The following is a 17336-nucleotide window of genomic DNA, read 5'->3' as shown; positions in this document are numbered from 1 at the left end:
TTGGGTGGAGGGTAGTATGGCTGCACGCTGGTATATTGTTCACGCCTATTCGAATTTCGAAAAGAAGGTGGCTGAATCGATCGAGGAAAAGGCCAAGCAAAAGGGCCTTTCGCACCTGTTCGAGAAGATCCTCGTTCCGACCGAAAAGGTTGTCGAGGTTCGTCGCGGTCGTAAGGTTGATGCCGAGCGCAAGTTTTTCCCGGGCTACGTCCTGGTGCGCGCCAACCTGACGGATGAGGCTTACCACCTCATCAAGAACACGCCGAAGGTCACCGGTTTCCTGGGTACCGACAGCAAGCCGGTTCCGATTCCGGACCATGAAGCCGATCGTATCCTTGGTCAGGTCCAGGATGGTGTCGAGCGTCCGAAGCCATCCGTCTCCTTCGAGATCGGCGAGCAGGTTCGCGTCTCGGATGGTCCGTTCGCCTCGTTCAACGGCATCGTTCAGGATGTCGACGAGGAGCGGTCGCGCCTGAAGGTCGAAGTGTCGATCTTCGGCCGTGCGACCCCGGTCGAACTGGAATACGGCCAGGTCGAGAAGGTCTGAGAAGATCAAGAGAGATTGGGCAAGTCGTTTAGGCCTGCCCTGGCGGAGAAATCCGCATGCGCGTGGAAGGACGTCGGCCTTAGCCGGGACGAAGGGTCCGCACCACGCAACCGCAGCCGCCGATCCCTGATCGGCAGAATGCCGGGAAACCGGCGTAACAGTTCCTCGTTTCGATCCGTCGCGACGAGGCAGTGAGAGGCAGAGAGAAATGGCTAAGAAAGTTGCAGGCCAACTCAAGCTGCAGGTGAAGGCAGGGTCGGCCAATCCGTCCCCGCCGATCGGTCCTGCACTTGGTCAGCGTGGCATTAACATCATGGAATTCTGCAAGGCGTTCAATGCCGCCACGCAGGAAATGGAAAAGGGTATGCCGATCCCGGTCGTCATCACCTACTACCAGGACAAGTCGTTCACCTTCGTCATGAAGCAGCCGCCGGTCAGCTACTTCCTGAAGAAGGAATCGAAGATCACGTCCGGTTCGAAGACCCCAGGTAAGGCCAAGGCTGGTTCGATCACCAAGGCTCAGATCCGCACGATCGCAGAGGCCAAGATGAAGGACCTCAACGCGGCCGATATCGAAGGCGCAATGGCAATGGTCGAGGGCTCTGCCCGCTCCATGGGCCTGGAAGTGGCGGGCTAAGACCATGGCGAAGATTGCAAAGCGTGTACAGAAGTCCCGCGAGGGCATCGACCCGACGAAGATCTACGGCCTCACTGAAGCCGTTTCGCTGGTCAAGGAACGTGCAACTGCCAAGTTCGACGAGACTGTTGAAGTCGCGATGAACCTCGGCGTTGACCCGCGCCACGCCGACCAGATGGTCCGCGGCGTCGTCAACCTGCCGAACGGCACGGGCCGCACGGTTCGCGTTGCCGTGTTCGCACGTGGTGCCAAGGCTGACGAAGCCAAGGCTGCGGGTGCAGACATCGTCGGTGCTGAAGAGCTCGTCGAAATCGTTCAGGGCGGCAAGATCGACTTCGATCGTTGCATCGCGACCCCGGACATGATGCCGCTCGTCGGCCGCCTCGGTAAGGTTCTCGGCCCGCGCGGCATGATGCCGAACCCGAAGGTCGGAACGGTCACCATGGACGTTGCCGGTGCCGTCAAGGCATCCAAGGGCGGCGCTGTCGAGTTCCGCGTCGAGAAGGCTGGTATCATCCACGCCGGTATCGGCAAGGCTTCGTTCGACGCCAAGGCTCTGGAAGAAAACATCCGCGCTTTCGCTGACGCAGTCGTCAAGGCGAAGCCGGCTGGCGCCAAGGGCAACTACGTCAAGCGCGTAGCGATTTCGTCGACCATGGGCCCGGGCCTGAAGATCGACCCGGCAACGCTCAGCGTCGCCTAAAGAATTTCGGGCTTTGGCCCGGGAAAGAATTTCCGGCTCTTCGGGGCCGGAAATCCGGATTTCGATCCGGAACTCCTGTCCGAGATTGCGGGTGGTTTTACCTTAATCACTTCGGCCTGCATGAGACGGGTAAGATCTGAATTTCGCAATGACGCCGGAGGCGTCGAAATTCGGTTCGAGCCTCGCTTGCCTTGTGTCAGACCCGGCTTTCCGGGAACGCCAAGGGACAGGATCCTCAAGCGTTACTTGGGATCTTCTTTTGATGATCCCTGGTGACAAAGGCAAACCCGGCAGGGGCTGCAGTTCATGCAACCCTGTCAACTGGAGACAGACAGTGGAAAGAGCGGAAAAACGCGAATTCGTCACGGAGCTGAACGAAGTCTTCAAGGCTTCCGGTTCGGTTGTCGTGGCCCACTATGCTGGTGTCACAGTTGCGCAGATGAACGACTTCCGTTCGAAGATGCGCGCTGCTGGCGGCACCGTCAAAGTCGCGAAAAACCGCCTGGCCAAGATCGCTCTTCAGGGCACCGAGTCGGAAGGGATCACAGATCTCTTCAAGGGTCAGACGCTGATCGCATTCAGCCAAGACCCGATCACGGCTCCTAAGGTCGTCATGGATTTCGCCAAGACCAACGACAAGCTCGTTGTTCTCGGTGGCTCCATGGGAACAACCACGCTTACCGCCGAAGCAGTCAAGTCGCTTGCGACCCTGCCTTCGCTGGACGAGCTGCGCGCGAAGCTGCTGGGCCTTCTCAATGCCCCGGCAACCCGCATCGCTACGGTTGTTGCAGCACCGGCAAGCCAGCTTGCCCGCGTGTTCGCCGCCTATGCCAAGAAGGACGAAGCCGCCTAAGGCGGATTTTCGCTGTTGTATTTAAAACCAGTTCGAACCGAACAAAAGGAAAAGTAAAATGGCTGATCTCGCAAAGATCGTTGAAGACCTCTCCTCGCTGACCGTCCTGGAAGCTGCTGAGCTTTCCAAGCTGCTCGAAGAGAAGTGGGGCGTTTCTGCAGCTGCTCCCGTAGCTGTTGCTGCTGCTGGCGGCGGTGCTGCTGCTCCGGTCGAAGAAGAAAAGACCGAGTTTGACGTTATCCTCGTTGACGCTGGCGCCAACAAGATCAACGTCATCAAGGAAGTCCGCGCCATCACCGGTCTCGGCCTCAAGGAAGCCAAGGACCTGGTCGAAGGCGCTCCGAAGGCAGTCAAGGAAGCCGTTTCGAAGGCTGAAGCTGCTGACCTCAAGAAGAAGCTCGAAGACGCTGGCGCCAAGGTTGACGTCAAGTAATTCGGCCTTTTGCAAGGGGAGGTGGCCATTTCGGCCGCCTCTCTTTGACCGTTTTTAGAACATATTACCCAAAAGCCTGTCGCAAAACGGCTTTTGGGTAATGGGTTCTTCAAGAGGATGGTCTCGAACGGAAATCGGCACAGCAATCCGCGCTGGGTGTTTTCCGCAAGTTAGACGAGATTGAACTACTCATTGATTGACGGGGTCGACTGGCCATCGGTTCCCGTCCGTTGCAGGCCCGGATGCAAGATTGACAAGGAGCGACGATGGCTCAGACCCTTTCGTTTAACGGTCGCAGGCGCGTACGCAAGTTTTTTGGTAAAATTCCAGAAGTCGCGGAGATGCCGAACCTCATTGAGGTTCAGAAGGCATCCTACGACCAGTTTCTTATGGTTGAAGAGCCCAAGGGCGGACGCCCTGATGAGGGCCTTCAAGCCGTTTTCAAATCGGTTTTTCCAATCAAGGATTTCTCCGGCGCTTCGATGCTCGAGTTCGTTTCCTACGAATTCGAACAGCCGAAGTTTGACGTCGAAGAATGCCGTCAGCGCGATCTGACCTACGCGGCACCCCTCAAGGTGACCCTGCGCCTGATCGTGTTCGATATTGATGAGGATACCGGCGCGAAGTCGATCAAGGACATCAAGGAACAGAACGTCTACATGGGCGACATGCCGCTCATGACGGACAACGGTACCTTCATCGTCAATGGCACCGAGCGCGTTATCGTTTCGCAGATGCACCGCTCTCCGGGCGTGTTCTTCGACCACGACAAGGGCAAGAGCCATTCTTCCGGCAAGCTGCTCTTCGCTGCCCGCGTGATCCCGTATCGCGGTTCCTGGCTCGACATCGAGTTCGACGCCAAGGATATCGTCCACGCCCGTATCGACCGTCGCCGCAAGATCCCTGTGTCTTCGCTGCTGATGGCGCTTGGCATGGACGGCGAGGAAATCCTCGACACCTTCTACACGAAGTCGCTTTACCAGCGCGACGGCGCAGGCTGGCGCGTGCCGTTCCAGCCGGAAACGCTGAAGGGCCAGAAGGCGATCACCGAAATGGTCGACGCCGACACCGGCGAAGTGGTTGTCGAAGCCGGCAAGAAGCTGACGCCGCGCCTGCTCCGCCAGTTGCAGGACAAGGGCCTGAAGGCTCTCAAGGCGACCGATGACGATCTCTATGGCAACTACCTTGCCGAAGACATCGTCAACTTCGCGAACGGTGAAATCTACCTCGAAGCAGGCGACGAGATCGACGAGAAGACGCTTCCCGTCATCCTGTCGGCAGGGTTCGACGAAATCCCGGTTCTCGACATCGACCATATCAATGTCGGCGCCTACATCCGCAACACGCTGACCGTAGACAAGAACGAGAACCGTCAGGACGCTCTGTTCGATATCTACCGCGTGATGCGTCCGGGCGAACCGCCGACCATGGATTCCGCGGAAGCCATGTTCAACACGCTGTTCTTCGATGCTGAGCGCTACGATCTCTCGGCCGTTGGCCGCGTGAAGATGAACATGCGCCTCGACCTCGAAGTGGCCGACACCGTGCGCATCCTGCGCAAGGAAGACATCCTGGCTGTCGTCAAGATGCTGGTCGAACTGCGTGACGGCAAGGGCGAGATCGACGACATCGACAACCTCGGCAACCGCCGTGTTCGTTCTGTCGGCGAATTGATGGAAAACCAGTACCGCCTCGGTCTGCTCCGCATGGAGCGCGCGATCAAGGAACGCATGTCGTCGATCGAAATCGATACCGTCATGCCGCAGGACCTGATCAACGCCAAGCCGGCTGCCGCCGCCGTTCGCGAATTCTTCGGCTCCTCGCAGCTGTCGCAGTTCATGGACCAGGTGAACCCGCTTTCGGAAATCACCCACAAGCGCCGTCTTTCGGCACTTGGCCCGGGCGGTCTGACCCGCGAGCGCGCAGGCTTCGAAGTTCGCGACGTTCACCCGACGCACTACGGTCGTATCTGCCCGATTGAAACGCCGGAAGGCCCGAACATCGGTCTGATCAACTCGCTTGCAACCTTTGCCCGCGTCAACAAGTACGGCTTCATCGAAAGCCCGTACCGTAAGATCGTTGACGGCAAGGTGACGAACGACGTCGTCTATCTCTCGGCGATGGAAGAAGCGAAGTACCACGTCGCCCAGGCAAACTCGGTTCTCGAGAGCGATGGTTCGTTCTCCGAAGAATTCGTCGTTTGCCGCCATTCCGGCGAAGTTATGCTGGCACCGCGCGACAACATTAACCTGATGGACGTTTCGCCGAAGCAGCTCGTTTCGGTCGCAGCGGCGCTCATCCCGTTCCTCGAGAACGACGACGCCAACCGCGCACTGATGGGCTCGAACATGCAGCGTCAGGCTGTGCCTCTGCTGCGCGCCGAAGCTCCGTTCGTCGGTACCGGCATGGAACCGGTCGTTGCCCGCGACTCCGGCGCTGCTATTGCAGCCCGCCGTGGCGGTGTCGTCGACCAGGTCGATGCGACCCGTATCGTTATCCGCGCCACCGAAGACCTCGATCCGTCGAAGTCTGGCGTCGATATCTATCGCCTGCAGAAGTTCCAGCGTTCCAACCAGAACACCTGCGTCAACCAGCGCCCGCTGGTCACCGTCGGTGACGTCCTGAACAAGGGCGACATCATCGCTGACGGTCCGTCGACCGATCTCGGCGATCTGGCGCTCGGCCGCAACGCGCTCGTCGCGTTCATGCCTTGGAACGGCTACAACTACGAAGACTCGATCCTGCTCTCCGAGCGTATCGTGCGCGACGACGTGTTCACCTCCATCCACATCGAAGAATTCGAAGTGATGGCGCGTGACACCAAGCTCGGCCCGGAAGAAATTACCCGCGACATTCCGAACGTTTCGGAAGAAGCGCTGCGTAATCTCGACGAAGCCGGCATCGTCTACATCGGTGCTGAAGTTCAGCCGGGTGACATCTTGGTCGGCAAGATCACGCCGAAGGGCGAAAGCCCGATGACGCCGGAAGAAAAGCTTCTGCGTGCCATCTTCGGCGAAAAGGCTTCCGACGTCCGCGACACGTCCATGCGCATGCCCCCGGGCACGTTCGGCACCGTCGTCGAAGTTCGCGTCTTCAATCGCCACGGCGTTGAGAAGGACGAGCGCGCGATGGCGATCGAGCGCGAGGAAATCGAACGCCTGGCCAAGGACCGCGACGACGAACAGGCGATCCTCGATCGCAACGTCTACGCACGTCTCGTCGACATGCTGCGCGGTCACACCGCGGTTGCAGGTCCGAAGGGCTTCAAGAAGGGCACTGAGCTGTCCAACCTCGTCGTCAGCGAATATCCCCGCTCGCAGTGGTGGATGTTTGCCATCGAAGACGAAAAGGCTCAGGGCGAGATCGAAGCGCTTCGCGCCCAGTACGACGAATCCAAGTCGCGCCTTGAACAGCGCTTCATGGACAAGGTCGAAAAGGTCCAGCGCGGCGACGAAATGCCTCCGGGCGTCATGAAGATGGTCAAGGTCTTCGTCGCTGTTAAGCGCAAGATCCAGCCGGGCGACAAGATGGCCGGCCGTCACGGCAACAAGGGTGTCGTGTCGCGCATCGTGCCGATCGAAGACATGCCGTTCCTGGAAGACGGTACGCACGTCGACGTCGTTCTGAACCCGCTCGGCGTGCCTTCGCGCATGAACGTCGGCCAGATCCTCGAAACCCATCTCGGCTGGGCTTGCGCCGGCATGGGCAAGAAGATCGGTGCGATGCTCGACGCCTACAAGGCAGGTGCCGATATCCAGCCGCTGCGCGATACCATCGACAGCGTCATCGGGTCAGGCCCGAAGGGTGAGCCGATCAAACAGTACGACGACGCGTCGATCGTACGGCTTGCCGAGCAGACCCGTCGCGGCGTTTCGATCGCAACGCCGGTCTTCGACGGTGCTGTCGAAGCCGACGTCAACGAGATGCTGGAGCAGGCGGGCCTCAAGGTCAGCGGCCAGTCAACGCTGTATGATGGCCGTACCGGCGATCAGTTCGACCGCCAAGTGACCGTTGGCTACATCTACATGCTGAAGCTGAACCACCTTGTCGACGACAAGATCCACGCCCGTTCGATCGGTCCTTACTCGCTCGTTACCCAGCAGCCGCTGGGCGGCAAGGCGCAGTTCGGCGGTCAGCGCTTCGGGGAAATGGAAGTCTGGGCGCTCGAAGCCTACGGCGCCGCCTACACCCTGCAGGAAATGCTGACGGTGAAGTCGGACGACGTGGCCGGTCGTACGAAGGTCTACGAAGCGATCGTCCGTGGCGACGACACCTTCGAAGCGGGTATTCCTGAGAGCTTCAACGTTCTCGTCAAGGAAATGCGCTCGCTTGGCCTCTCGGTCGAACTCGAGAACACCAAGATCGACGAACTCGGTGCAGGTCAGCTGCCTGACGCAGCCGAATAAGAAACATCAAGGTGCGTGCCGCGTCGCGGCGCGCACCGCTTCCTCCGCAAGGCTTCATTGGCAAGCGAGAGGAACGGGGCCGCATCAGATGCGGTTTTAGCTGTTTATGGGGTAGGGGCCGGCGCCCGGGATTTGTCGGCACCCCGCCAAGCTCAGGGCGTTAAGCCCGTAAAGGAGACAGGCATGAACCAAGAGGTCATGAATCTTTTCAATCCGCAGGTGCCTGCACAGACTTTCGATTCCATCCGGATTTCGATCGCCTCGCCGGAGAAGATTCTTTCCTGGTCTTACGGTGAGATCAAGAAGCCGGAGACGATCAACTACCGCACGTTCAAGCCGGAACGCGATGGTCTCTTCTGCGCACGTATCTTCGGTCCGATCAAGGATTACGAATGCCTGTGCGGCAAGTACAAGCGCATGAAGTACAAGGGCATCATCTGCGAAAAGTGCGGCGTCGAAGTAACGCTGTCGCGCGTTCGCCGTGAGCGCATGGGTCACATCGAGCTCGCGGCTCCCGTTGCCCACATCTGGTTCCTGAAGTCGCTGCCGAGCCGTATTTCGACGCTGCTCGACATGACGTTGAAGGATGTTGAGCGCGTTCTGTACTTCGAAAACTACATCGTGACCGAGCCTGGTCTGACGTCGCTGAAGGAAAACCAGCTCCTCAGCGAAGAAGACTACATGCTCGCCGTCGATGAGTTCGGCGAAGATCAGTTCACCGCGATGATCGGTGCTGAAGCGATCTATGAGATGCTCGCTTCGATGAACCTCGAAAGGATCGCTGGCGATCTGCGTTCGGACTTGGCCGAGACCACCTCGGATCTGAAGCAGAAAAAGCTGATGAAGCGTCTGAAGATCGTTGAGAACTTCATGGATTCCGGCAACCGTCCGGAGTGGATGATCATGAAGGTCGTCCCGGTGATCCCGCCGGACCTGCGTCCGCTCGTGCCGCTCGATGGTGGCCGTTTCGCGACGTCGGATCTGAACGATCTCTATCGCCGCGTGATCAACCGTAACAACCGTCTGAAGCGTCTGATCGAGCTTCGCGCGCCGGGCATCATCATCCGCAACGAAAAGCGCATGCTGCAGGAATCTGTGGACGCGCTGTTCGACAACGGTCGCCGCGGTCGTGTCATCACCGGCGCCAACAAGCGTCCGCTGAAGTCGCTGTCCGACATGCTCAAGGGCAAGCAGGGCCGCTTCCGTCAGAACCTGCTCGGCAAGCGCGTCGACTATTCCGGCCGTTCGGTCATCGTGACCGGCCCGGAACTGAAGCTGCACCAGTGCGGTCTTCCGAAGAAGATGGCGCTCGAGCTGTTCAAGCCGTTCATCTATGCCCGCCTCGACGCCAAGGGTTACTCCTCGACCGTCAAGCAGGCCAAGAAGCTCGTTGAAAAAGAAAAGCCGGAAGTGTGGGATATCCTCGACGAGGTTATCCGCGAGCATCCGGTTCTCCTGAACCGCGCGCCGACGCTGCACCGCCTGGGCATCCAGGCCTTCGAACCGACCCTGGTCGAAGGCAAGGCGATCCAGCTGCACCCGCTCGTCTGCACGGCCTTCAACGCCGACTTCGACGGTGACCAGATGGCGGTTCACGTGCCGCTGTCGCTCGAAGCGCAGCTTGAAGCCCGCGTCCTGATGATGTCGACGAACAACATCCTGCACCCGGCCAACGGTGCTCCGATCATCGTTCCGTCGCAGGACATGGTTCTCGGTCTCTACTACCTGTCGATCCTGAACCAGAACGAGCCGGGCGAAGGCATGGCGTTCTCGGACATGGGCGAGTTGCATCACGCGCTCGAAACCAAGGCCGTGACGCTGCACGCCAAGATCCGTGGCCGCTTCAAGACCGTCGATGCCGAGGGCAACCCGGTTTCGAAGATCTACGAAACGACGCCTGGCCGCATGATCATCGGCGAACTGTTGCCGCGCAACGTCAACGTGCCGTTCGAGACCTGCAACCAGGAAATGACCAAGAAGAACATCTCCAAGATGATCGACACGGTCTACCGTCACTGCGGTCAGAAAGACACGGTCATCTTCTGCGACCGCATCATGCAGCTCGGCTTTGCCCATGCTTGCCGCGCCGGCATTTCGTTCGGCAAGGACGACATGGTCATTCCGGACACCAAGGTGAAGATCGTCGGCGATACTGAAGCGCTCGTGAAGGAATACGAGCAGCAGTACAATGACGGCCTCATCACCCAGGGCGAAAAGTACAACAAGGTTGTCGACGCCTGGGGCAAGGCGACCGAGAAGGTCGCCGACGAAATGATGGCCCGCATTAAGGCTGTCGAGTTCGACGATAACGGCCGTCAGAAGCCGATGAACTCGATCTACATGATGTCGCACTCCGGCGCCCGTGGTTCTCCGAACCAGATGCGTCAGCTGGGCGGCATGCGTGGCCTGATGGCCAAGCCGTCGGGTGAAATCATCGAGACGCCGATCATCTCGAACTTCAAGGAAGGCCTCACCGTTAACGAGTACTTCAACTCGACCCACGGTGCCCGTAAGGGTCTGGCCGACACCGCCTTGAAGACCGCGAACTCGGGGTACCTGACCCGTCGTCTCGTCGACGTGGCGCAGGATTGCATCGTCAACTCTGTCGATTGCGGCACCCAGAACGGCCTCACCATGACGGCGATCGTCGATGCCGGTCAGGTCGTGGCTTCGATTGGCGCTCGTATTCTCGGCCGTACGGCTCTTGACGACATCGATCACCCGGTCACGGGCGTTCGCATCGTCGACGCAGGCCGGATGATCCTTGAACCCGACGTCATCGAGATCGAAAAGGCTGGTATCCAGTCGATCCGCATCCGTTCGGCGCTGACCTGCGAAATCCAGACCGGCGTCTGCGGCGTCTGCTACGGCCGAGACCTGGCACGTGGTACGCCTGTCAACATGGGCGAAGCGGTTGGCGTTATCGCTGCACAGTCGATCGGTGAACCGGGCACCCAGCTCACCATGCGTACCTTCCACTTGGGCGGTACGGCGACCGTGGTCGACCAGTCGTTCCTGGAAGCGTCCTACGAAGGCACGGTTCAGATCAAGAACCGCAACATGCTGCGCAACTCTGACGGCATTCTGGTCGCCATGGGTCGTAACATGGCCGTGCAGATCCTCGACGAACGTGGTGTCGAACGCTCCTCGCAGCGCGTCGCCTACGGTTCGAAGATCTTCGTCGACGATGGTGACAAGGTGAAGCGCGGCCAGCGTCTCGCAGAGTGGGACCCCTACACCCGTCCGATGATGACGGAAGTGGAAGGTACCGTTCACTTCGAAGACGTTGTCGACGGCATCTCCGTACTTGAAGCGACCGACGAGTCCACCGGCATCACCAAGCGTCAGGTTATCGATTGGCGTTCGACGCCGCGCGGTATCGACCTGAAGCCGGCGATCGTCATCAAGGACAAGAACGGCGCCGTTCTGAAGCTGTCGCGTGGTGGTGACGCCCGCTTCATGCTTTCGGTCGATGCCATTCTTTCGGTCGAACCGGGTACGAAGGTTTCCCAGGGTGACGTGCTTGCTCGTTCGCCGCTGGAAAGCGCCAAGACCAAGGACATCACCGGCGGTCTGCCGCGCGTTGCCGAACTGTTCGAAGCTCGTCGTCCGAAGGATCACGCCGTCATCGCTGAGATCGATGGTACGATCCGGTTCGGCCGCGACTACAAGAACAAGCGTCGCGTGCTGATCGAGCCTGCTGAAGACGGTGTCGAGCCGGTCGAATACCTGATCCCGAAGGGCAAGCCCTTCCATCTTCAGGATGGCGACTACATCGAAAAGGGTGACTACATCCTCGACGGCAACCCGGCGCCGCACGACATCCTGGCGATCAAGGGCGTGGAAGCACTCGCTTCCTACCTGGTCAACGAAATCCAGGAAGTCTACCGACTGCAGGGCGTTGTGATCAACGACAAGCACATCGAAGTCATCGTTCGTCAGATGCTGCAGAAGGTGGAAATCACCGATGCAGGCGACTCGACCTACATCGTCGGTGACAATGTCGATCGCATCGAGCTCGAAGACGTCAACGACGGCCTGATCGAACAGGGCAAGAAGCCGGCCTACGGCGATCCGGTCCTGCTCGGCATCACCAAGGCCTCGCTGCAGACACCGTCGTTCATCTCGGCGGCGTCGTTCCAGGAAACCACCAAGGTCCTGACCGAAGCGGCGATCGCCGGCAAGGTCGACGGCCTGCAGGGTCTGAAGGAAAACGTCATCGTCGGTCGTCTGATCCCGGCCGGTACCGGCGGAACGATGACCCAGATCCGTCGCATCGCGACGGCGCGCGACGAGATGATCCTCGAAGAGCGTCGCAAGGGCACGGGCGCAGATGTTGCAACCCCGATGCTCGCCGATCTCGCGAAGGAGAACGCTGCGGCAGAATAAAGGCAGGAGGGCGGTCTCCGCCCTCGTGCTCCAAGATAAAAAAAGCCGCCCGGAGCGATCCGGGCGGCTTTTTCATTGGGGAAGGCTGGAAGGTGGCGACGCTCATGCGCCAGCGGCTTCAGGCGAAACGGATGATCGCAACTTCGCCTTCAAGGGCACCCTGGTAGGCCGAGGCATGCGGCTCCTCGTTCGGCACGTCGGTCAGGGTGCCGATCTGGTCGAGGTCGGCCTCCAGGAAGCCTTCCTCGGCGAGCGCGTTCAGCGCCTCGCGTACGGCCGTATCGTCGTCGGGTGCGCGCAACATCACGTGAATGTCGACGCCTTCTTCGTCTCCGTCGGTCTCGTAGGCCTTGCCGATGATGATGAAGACCATCGGCTCGTCCGGTGCATTGTCGTTGTCAGGCGTGACGCTCATTGAATATCCTTTCGAGTGCGTGGCTGACTTTAGCGCCCTTTTCAGTGCAGTGCGAAAGAAATAGATCGGAGGCCACAGGCTTTGCTGGCGCGGTAGAATCGTTGCGGTGGAAAACCGTCACAAACTGGTTGCCGATTCCTTAAGCCTGTCGGAAGCTGCCTTCGTTCAAGTGCATTCCGGGTCGCGGCGGCCTGTCCCGATCCGTGCCAAACCCTTGTTTTCCGGGCATGTCAGGCCTGTATGCCGGAGAATATTTGTTAATTGCCCTTGACTGTCGGCCTTGAAATCAGTACACCCCGCCGCATCGGAGCCCATGTGAGGCTGGCTGGTTCGGAACGTCGCGTTCTGGAGTTCGCCTCAAACAAGGTTCAAAACGCACGCTGACTACAAAAAATGCTGCACGCATGACGCGCGAAATTGTGTGTCCTCTGCTTTTTGTAGGGCCATCCGCGATAAAGCGGATCGGTCCTCGTTTGCGCATTTTACAGGCGTTCGTATCGCCGGCGACGGCAACGATCCGCCCGCAAGGGTAACGAGACAAGATTTTGCAAGGGATGGTTACATGCCTACCGTAAACCAGCTGATCCGCAAGCCGCGTCAGGCACAGGTAAAGCGCAACAAGGTTCCTGCTCTGCAGGAAAACCCGCAGAAGCGCGGCGTTTGCACGCGCGTCTACACGACGACCCCGAAGAAGCCGAACTCGGCTCTGCGTAAGGTTGCCAAGATTCGCCTGACCAACGGCTTCGAAGTCATCGGCTATATTCCGGGTGAAGGTCACAACCTTCAGGAACACTCGGTTGTCATGATCCGCGGCGGCCGCGTAAAGGACCTTCCGGGTGTCCGTTACCACATCATCCGTGGCGTTCTCGATACGCAGGGTGTCAAGAACCGCAAGCAGCGCCGCTCCAAGTACGGTGCGAAGCGTCCGAAGTAATTTCGGGTTTCACGAATTCGGCGCTGCGCGAGGTTCTCCGCGTGTTAAGGCGCCAGTCAACAGTTGAGAGACAAAACGTATGTCACGTCGTCACAGTGCAGAAAAGCGCGAGATCAATCCGGACCCGAAGTTCGGCGATCTGGTTGTCACCAAGTTCATGAACGCCATCATGCTTCATGGCAAGAAGTCGGTTGCTGAAAGCATCGTTTACGGTGCCTTTGATGCCGTTCAGGGCAAGCTGAAGCAGGAGCCGGTTGCCGTGTTCCATTCGGCGCTCGACAACATCGCTCCGCACGTCGAAGTCCGTTCGCGTCGCGTTGGTGGTGCAACGTACCAGGTTCCCGTCGACGTTCGTCCGGAACGCCGTCAGGCGCTCGCCATCCGCTGGCTGATTGCTGCTGCCCGCAAGCGCAACGAAACGACCATGGTTGATCGCCTCTGCGGCGAACTCATGGACGCTGCGAACAACCGCGGCAGCGCCGTCAAGAAGCGCGAAGACACGCACAAGATGGCCGACGCCAACCGTGCATTCTCGCACTACCGCTGGTAATCGACGACAAATTTCGAAAGGGAGTCCCTATGGCTCGCGAATACAAAATCGAAGACTACCGCAATTTCGGCATCATGGCGCACATCGACGCCGGCAAGACGACGACGACCGAACGTATTCTCTACTACACCGGCAAGTCCCATAAGATCGGCGAAGTCCACGACGGCGCCGCTACCATGGACTGGATGGAGCAGGAGCAGGAACGCGGCATCACCATCACGTCTGCTGCGACCACGACCTTCTGGAAGGGCCGTGACGGCAAGGCTCGCCGCTTCAACATCATCGACACCCCCGGCCACGTTGACTTCACCATCGAAGTCGAGCGTTCGCTGCGCGTTCTCGACGGTGCCATCGCTCTGCTCGACGCCAACGCCGGTGTTGAGCCGCAGACGGAAACCGTCTGGCGTCAGGCTGAGAAGTACAATGTCCCGCGGATGATCTTCTGCAACAAGATGGACAAGACCGGTGCTGACTTCTACCGCTCTGTCTCGATGATCAAGTCGCGCCTTGGCGCGATCCCGGTCGTCATGCAACTGCCGATCGGCGCTGAGACCGAGTTCAAGGGCGTCATCGACCTGATCGAGATGAACGCTCTCATCTGGCGCGACGAATCGCTCGGCGCTCAGTGGGACGTCGTCGAAATTCCGGATGACATGAAGGCAGAAGCGCAGAAGTACCGCGAACTTCTGATCGAGACTGTCGTCGATATCGACGAAGCCGCGACCGAAGCGTACCTGGAAGGCAACCTGCCTGACAACGACCAGATCCGCGCGCTCGTTCGCCGTGGCACGATCGACGTGAAGTTCCACCCGATGTTCTGCGGTACCGCGTTCAAGAACAAGGGCGTTCAGCCGCTGCTCGACGCCGTTGTCGATTACCTGCCGTCGCCGCTGGATATCCCGGCGATCAAGGGCATCGACGTCAAGACCGAAGCCGAGACCGAGCGTCACGCTGATGACAGCGAGCCGCTTTCGATGCTCGCTTTTAAGATCATGAACGACCCCTTCGTCGGTTCGCTCACCTTCGCCCGCATCTACTCCGGCAAGCTCGAAAAGGGCACGTCGGTCATGAACACGGTCAAGGAAAAGCGCGAGCGCGTCGGCCGCATGCTGCAGATGCATTCCAACAGCCGTGAAGACATCGAAGAAGCCTTCGCAGGCGACATCGTTGCTCTGGCTGGCCTCAAGGAAACCACCACTGGCGATACGCTTTGCGACCCGCTGAAGCCGGTTATCCTCGAGCGCATGGAATTCCCGGAGCCGGTCATCCAGATCGCGATCGAGCCGAAGACCAAGGGCGACCAGGAAAAGATGGGCCTCGCGCTCAACCGCCTGGCTGCAGAAGATCCGTCGTTCCGCGTCAAGACCGACGAAGAGTCCGGCCAGACGATCATCGCAGGCATGGGTGAACTTCACCTCGACATCCTGGTTGACCGCATGCGTCGCGAATTCAAGGTCGAAGCAACCGTCGGCGCGCCGCAGGTTGCCTACCGCGAAACCATCACGCGTCAGCACGAAGAAGACTACACGCACAAGAAGCAGTCCGGTGGTACCGGCCAGTTCGCGCGCGTCAAGATCGTCTTCGAACCGAACCCGGATGGCGAAGACTTCAAGTTCGAGTCCAAGATCGTTGGTGGTGCTGTTCCGAAGGAATACATCCCGGGCGTTCAGAAGGGCATCGAAAGCGTTCTGTCTTCGGGTCCGTTGGCTGGCTTCCCGATGCTGGGCGTCAAGGCGACGCTCATCGACGGTGCCTTCCACGATGTCGACTCGTCGGTTCTGGCGTTCGAAATCGCTTCGCGTGCTTGCTTCCGTGAAGCAGCCAAGAAGGCCGGCGCTCAGCTCCTCGAGCCGATGATGAAGGTCGAAGTCGTAACGCCGGAAGATTACGTCGGTGACGTTATCGGCGACCTCAACTCGCGTCGTGGCCAGATCCAGGGCCAGGAAGCGCGCGGTGTTGCCGTTGTCATCAACGCGAACGTCCCGCTGGCAAACATGTTCAAGTACGTGGACAACCTGCGCTCGATGTCTCAGGGCCGCGCCCAGTACACGATGACCTTCGATCACTATTCGCCGGTCCCGTCGAACGTCGCACAGGAAATCCAGGCAAAGTATTCCGGTCAGAAGTGACCGGAATACCCTTTCGCTGAAATAGATAGATAAGATTTCCCCGATAGGGGACAGGAAACGGAGAGCCGAAAATGGCAAAGAGCAAATTTGAGCGCAACAAGCCGCACGTTAACATTGGCACGATTGGCCACGTTGACCATGGCAAGACGTCGCTGACCGCAGCGATCACGAAGTACTTCGGCGAGTACAAGGCGTACGACCAGATCGACGCTGCTCCGGAAGAAAAGGCCCGTGGTATCACGATTTCGACGGCTCACGTTGAGTATGAGACGCCGAACCGTCACTACGCGCACGTCGACTGCCCCGGCCACGCCGACTACGTCAAGAACATGATCACCGGTGCAGCGCAGATGGACGGCGCGATCCTGGTTTGCTCGGCCGCTGACGGCCCGATGCCGCAGACCCGCGAGCACATCCTGCTTGCTCGCCAGGTTGGCGTTCCGGCAATCGTCGTGTTCCTGAACAAGGTTGACCAGGTTGACGACGCCGAGCTTCTCGAGCTCGTCGAGCTTGAAGTTCGCGAACTTCTGTCGTCCTACGAATTCCCGGGCGACGACATTCCGATCATCAAGGGTTCGGCGCTTGCTGCTCTTGAAGATTCCGACAAGAAGATCGGCGAAGACGCGATCCGCGAGCTGATGGCGGCTGTTGACGCCTACATCCCGACGCCTGAGCGTCCGATCGACCTGCCGTTCCTGATGCCGATCGAAGACGTGTTCTCGATCTCGGGCCGTGGTACGGTTGTGACCGGTCGCGTTGAGCGTGGCATTGTCAAGGTTGGCGAAGAAGTTGAAATCGTCGGCATCCGCGACACGTCGAAGACGACGGTTACGGGCGTTGAAATGTTCCGCAAGCTGCTCGACCAGGGCCAGGCCGGCGACAACATCGGCGCGCTGATCCGTGGTGTTAACCGTGACGGCGTTGAGCGTGGTCAGATCCTGTGCAAGCCGGGTTCGGTCAAGCCGCACAAGAAGTTCATGGCAGAAGCCTACATCCTGACGAAGGAAGAAGGCGGCCGTCATACGCCGTTCTTCACGAACTACCGTCCGCAGTTCTACTTCCGCACGACGGACGTGACGGGCATCGTGACACTTCCGGAAGGCACGGAAATGGTTATGCCTGGCGACAACGTCACCGTTGCCGTTGAGCTGATCGTTCCGATCGCGATGGAAGAAAAGCTGCGCTTCGCTATCCGCGAAGGCGGCCGTACCGTCGGCGCCGGCATCGTCGCTTCGATCGTCGAGTAATCGGCGAAAGGGCGGTAGTGGGCGAGGCGCATTGTTATGCGCCTCGGACATAGCCGCCCAGCATGATTTAATTGGTCGCACGGCTTGCCGACG

General features: G+C 59.3%; 12 protein-coding genes. 11 read left to right on the top strand and 1 reads right to left on the bottom strand.

Going from position 1 to position 17336, the window contains the following annotated elements; translation table 11 throughout:
• Positions 1–16 precede the first annotated feature (16 nt).
• From nusG to rpoC, 7 genes are all read left to right on the top strand, one after another.
• On the top strand, positions 17–547 hold the full coding sequence (gene nusG, locus BLJAPNOD_RS16175) for a transcription termination/antitermination protein NusG (protein ID WP_077498435.1): 531 nt from the start codon (positions 17–19) through the stop codon (positions 545–547).
• Positions 548–755: 208 nt separating this feature from the next.
• Positions 756–1184: a 50S ribosomal protein L11 gene (gene rplK, locus BLJAPNOD_RS16170; protein ID WP_053247107.1), complete on the top strand. Its 429-nt coding sequence runs from the start codon at positions 756–758 to the stop codon at positions 1182–1184.
• 4 nt (positions 1185–1188) lie between these two features.
• Positions 1189–1887 carry a 50S ribosomal protein L1 gene (gene rplA / locus BLJAPNOD_RS16165; RefSeq protein WP_025426656.1) on the top strand — a complete coding sequence of 233 codons (699 nt, stop codon included), beginning with the start codon at positions 1189–1191 and terminating at the stop codon, positions 1885–1887.
• A 334-nt stretch (positions 1888–2221) separates the two neighbouring features.
• Positions 2222–2740 (top strand): 50S ribosomal protein L10, encoded by a 519-nt coding sequence (gene rplJ, locus BLJAPNOD_RS16160; protein ID WP_077498434.1) that lies wholly within the window; start codon positions 2222–2224, stop codon positions 2738–2740.
• 58 nt (positions 2741–2798) lie between these two features.
• A complete protein-coding gene (gene rplL, locus BLJAPNOD_RS16155; protein WP_077498433.1) occupies positions 2799–3173 on the top strand; it encodes a 50S ribosomal protein L7/L12 in 375 nt (124 codons plus the stop codon).
• A 266-nt stretch (positions 3174–3439) separates the two neighbouring features.
• A complete protein-coding gene (gene rpoB / locus BLJAPNOD_RS16150; protein WP_077498432.1) occupies positions 3440–7579 on the top strand; it encodes a DNA-directed RNA polymerase subunit beta in 4140 nt (1379 codons plus the stop codon).
• 183 nt (positions 7580–7762) lie between these two features.
• The gene (gene rpoC, locus BLJAPNOD_RS16145; protein WP_077498431.1) at positions 7763–11968 is read left to right on the top strand and encodes a DNA-directed RNA polymerase subunit beta'; all 4206 of its coding nucleotides are present in this window, start codon (positions 7763–7765) and stop codon (positions 11966–11968) included.
• Between the two features lie 118 nt (positions 11969–12086).
• On the opposite strand, the gene BLJAPNOD_RS16140 is transcribed toward rpoC, so the two are convergent.
• Positions 12087–12383 carry a transcriptional regulator gene (locus BLJAPNOD_RS16140; RefSeq protein WP_077498430.1) on the bottom strand — a complete coding sequence of 99 codons (297 nt, stop codon included), beginning with the start codon at positions 12381–12383 and terminating at the stop codon, positions 12087–12089.
• 562 nt (positions 12384–12945) lie between these two features.
• Between BLJAPNOD_RS16140 and rpsL the strand changes: the two genes are divergently transcribed.
• From rpsL to tuf, 4 genes are all read left to right on the top strand, one after another.
• Complete coding sequence (gene rpsL, locus BLJAPNOD_RS16135) at positions 12946–13317, top strand: 30S ribosomal protein S12 (protein ID WP_003507760.1); 372 nt, start codon at positions 12946–12948, stop codon at positions 13315–13317.
• Positions 13318–13396: 79 nt separating this feature from the next.
• Positions 13397–13867: a 30S ribosomal protein S7 gene (gene rpsG, locus BLJAPNOD_RS16130; RefSeq protein ID WP_077498429.1), complete on the top strand. Its 471-nt coding sequence runs from the start codon at positions 13397–13399 to the stop codon at positions 13865–13867.
• Positions 13868–13896: 29 nt separating this feature from the next.
• On the top strand, positions 13897–15996 hold the full coding sequence (fusA, locus tag BLJAPNOD_RS16125) for an elongation factor G (RefSeq protein WP_077498428.1): 2100 nt from the start codon (positions 13897–13899) through the stop codon (positions 15994–15996).
• A gap of 71 nt (positions 15997–16067) precedes the next feature.
• A complete protein-coding gene (gene tuf / locus BLJAPNOD_RS16120) occupies positions 16068–17243 on the top strand; it encodes an elongation factor Tu (RefSeq protein WP_077498427.1) in 1176 nt (391 codons plus the stop codon).
• Positions 17244–17336 lie beyond the last annotated feature (93 nt).

Origin of the sequence: Ensifer sp. M14 (genome assembly GCF_003355565.1) — a bacterium.
GTDB lineage: Bacteria > Pseudomonadota > Alphaproteobacteria > Rhizobiales > Rhizobiaceae > Ensifer.
This window is presented reverse-complemented; position numbering and strand designations above follow the sequence as displayed.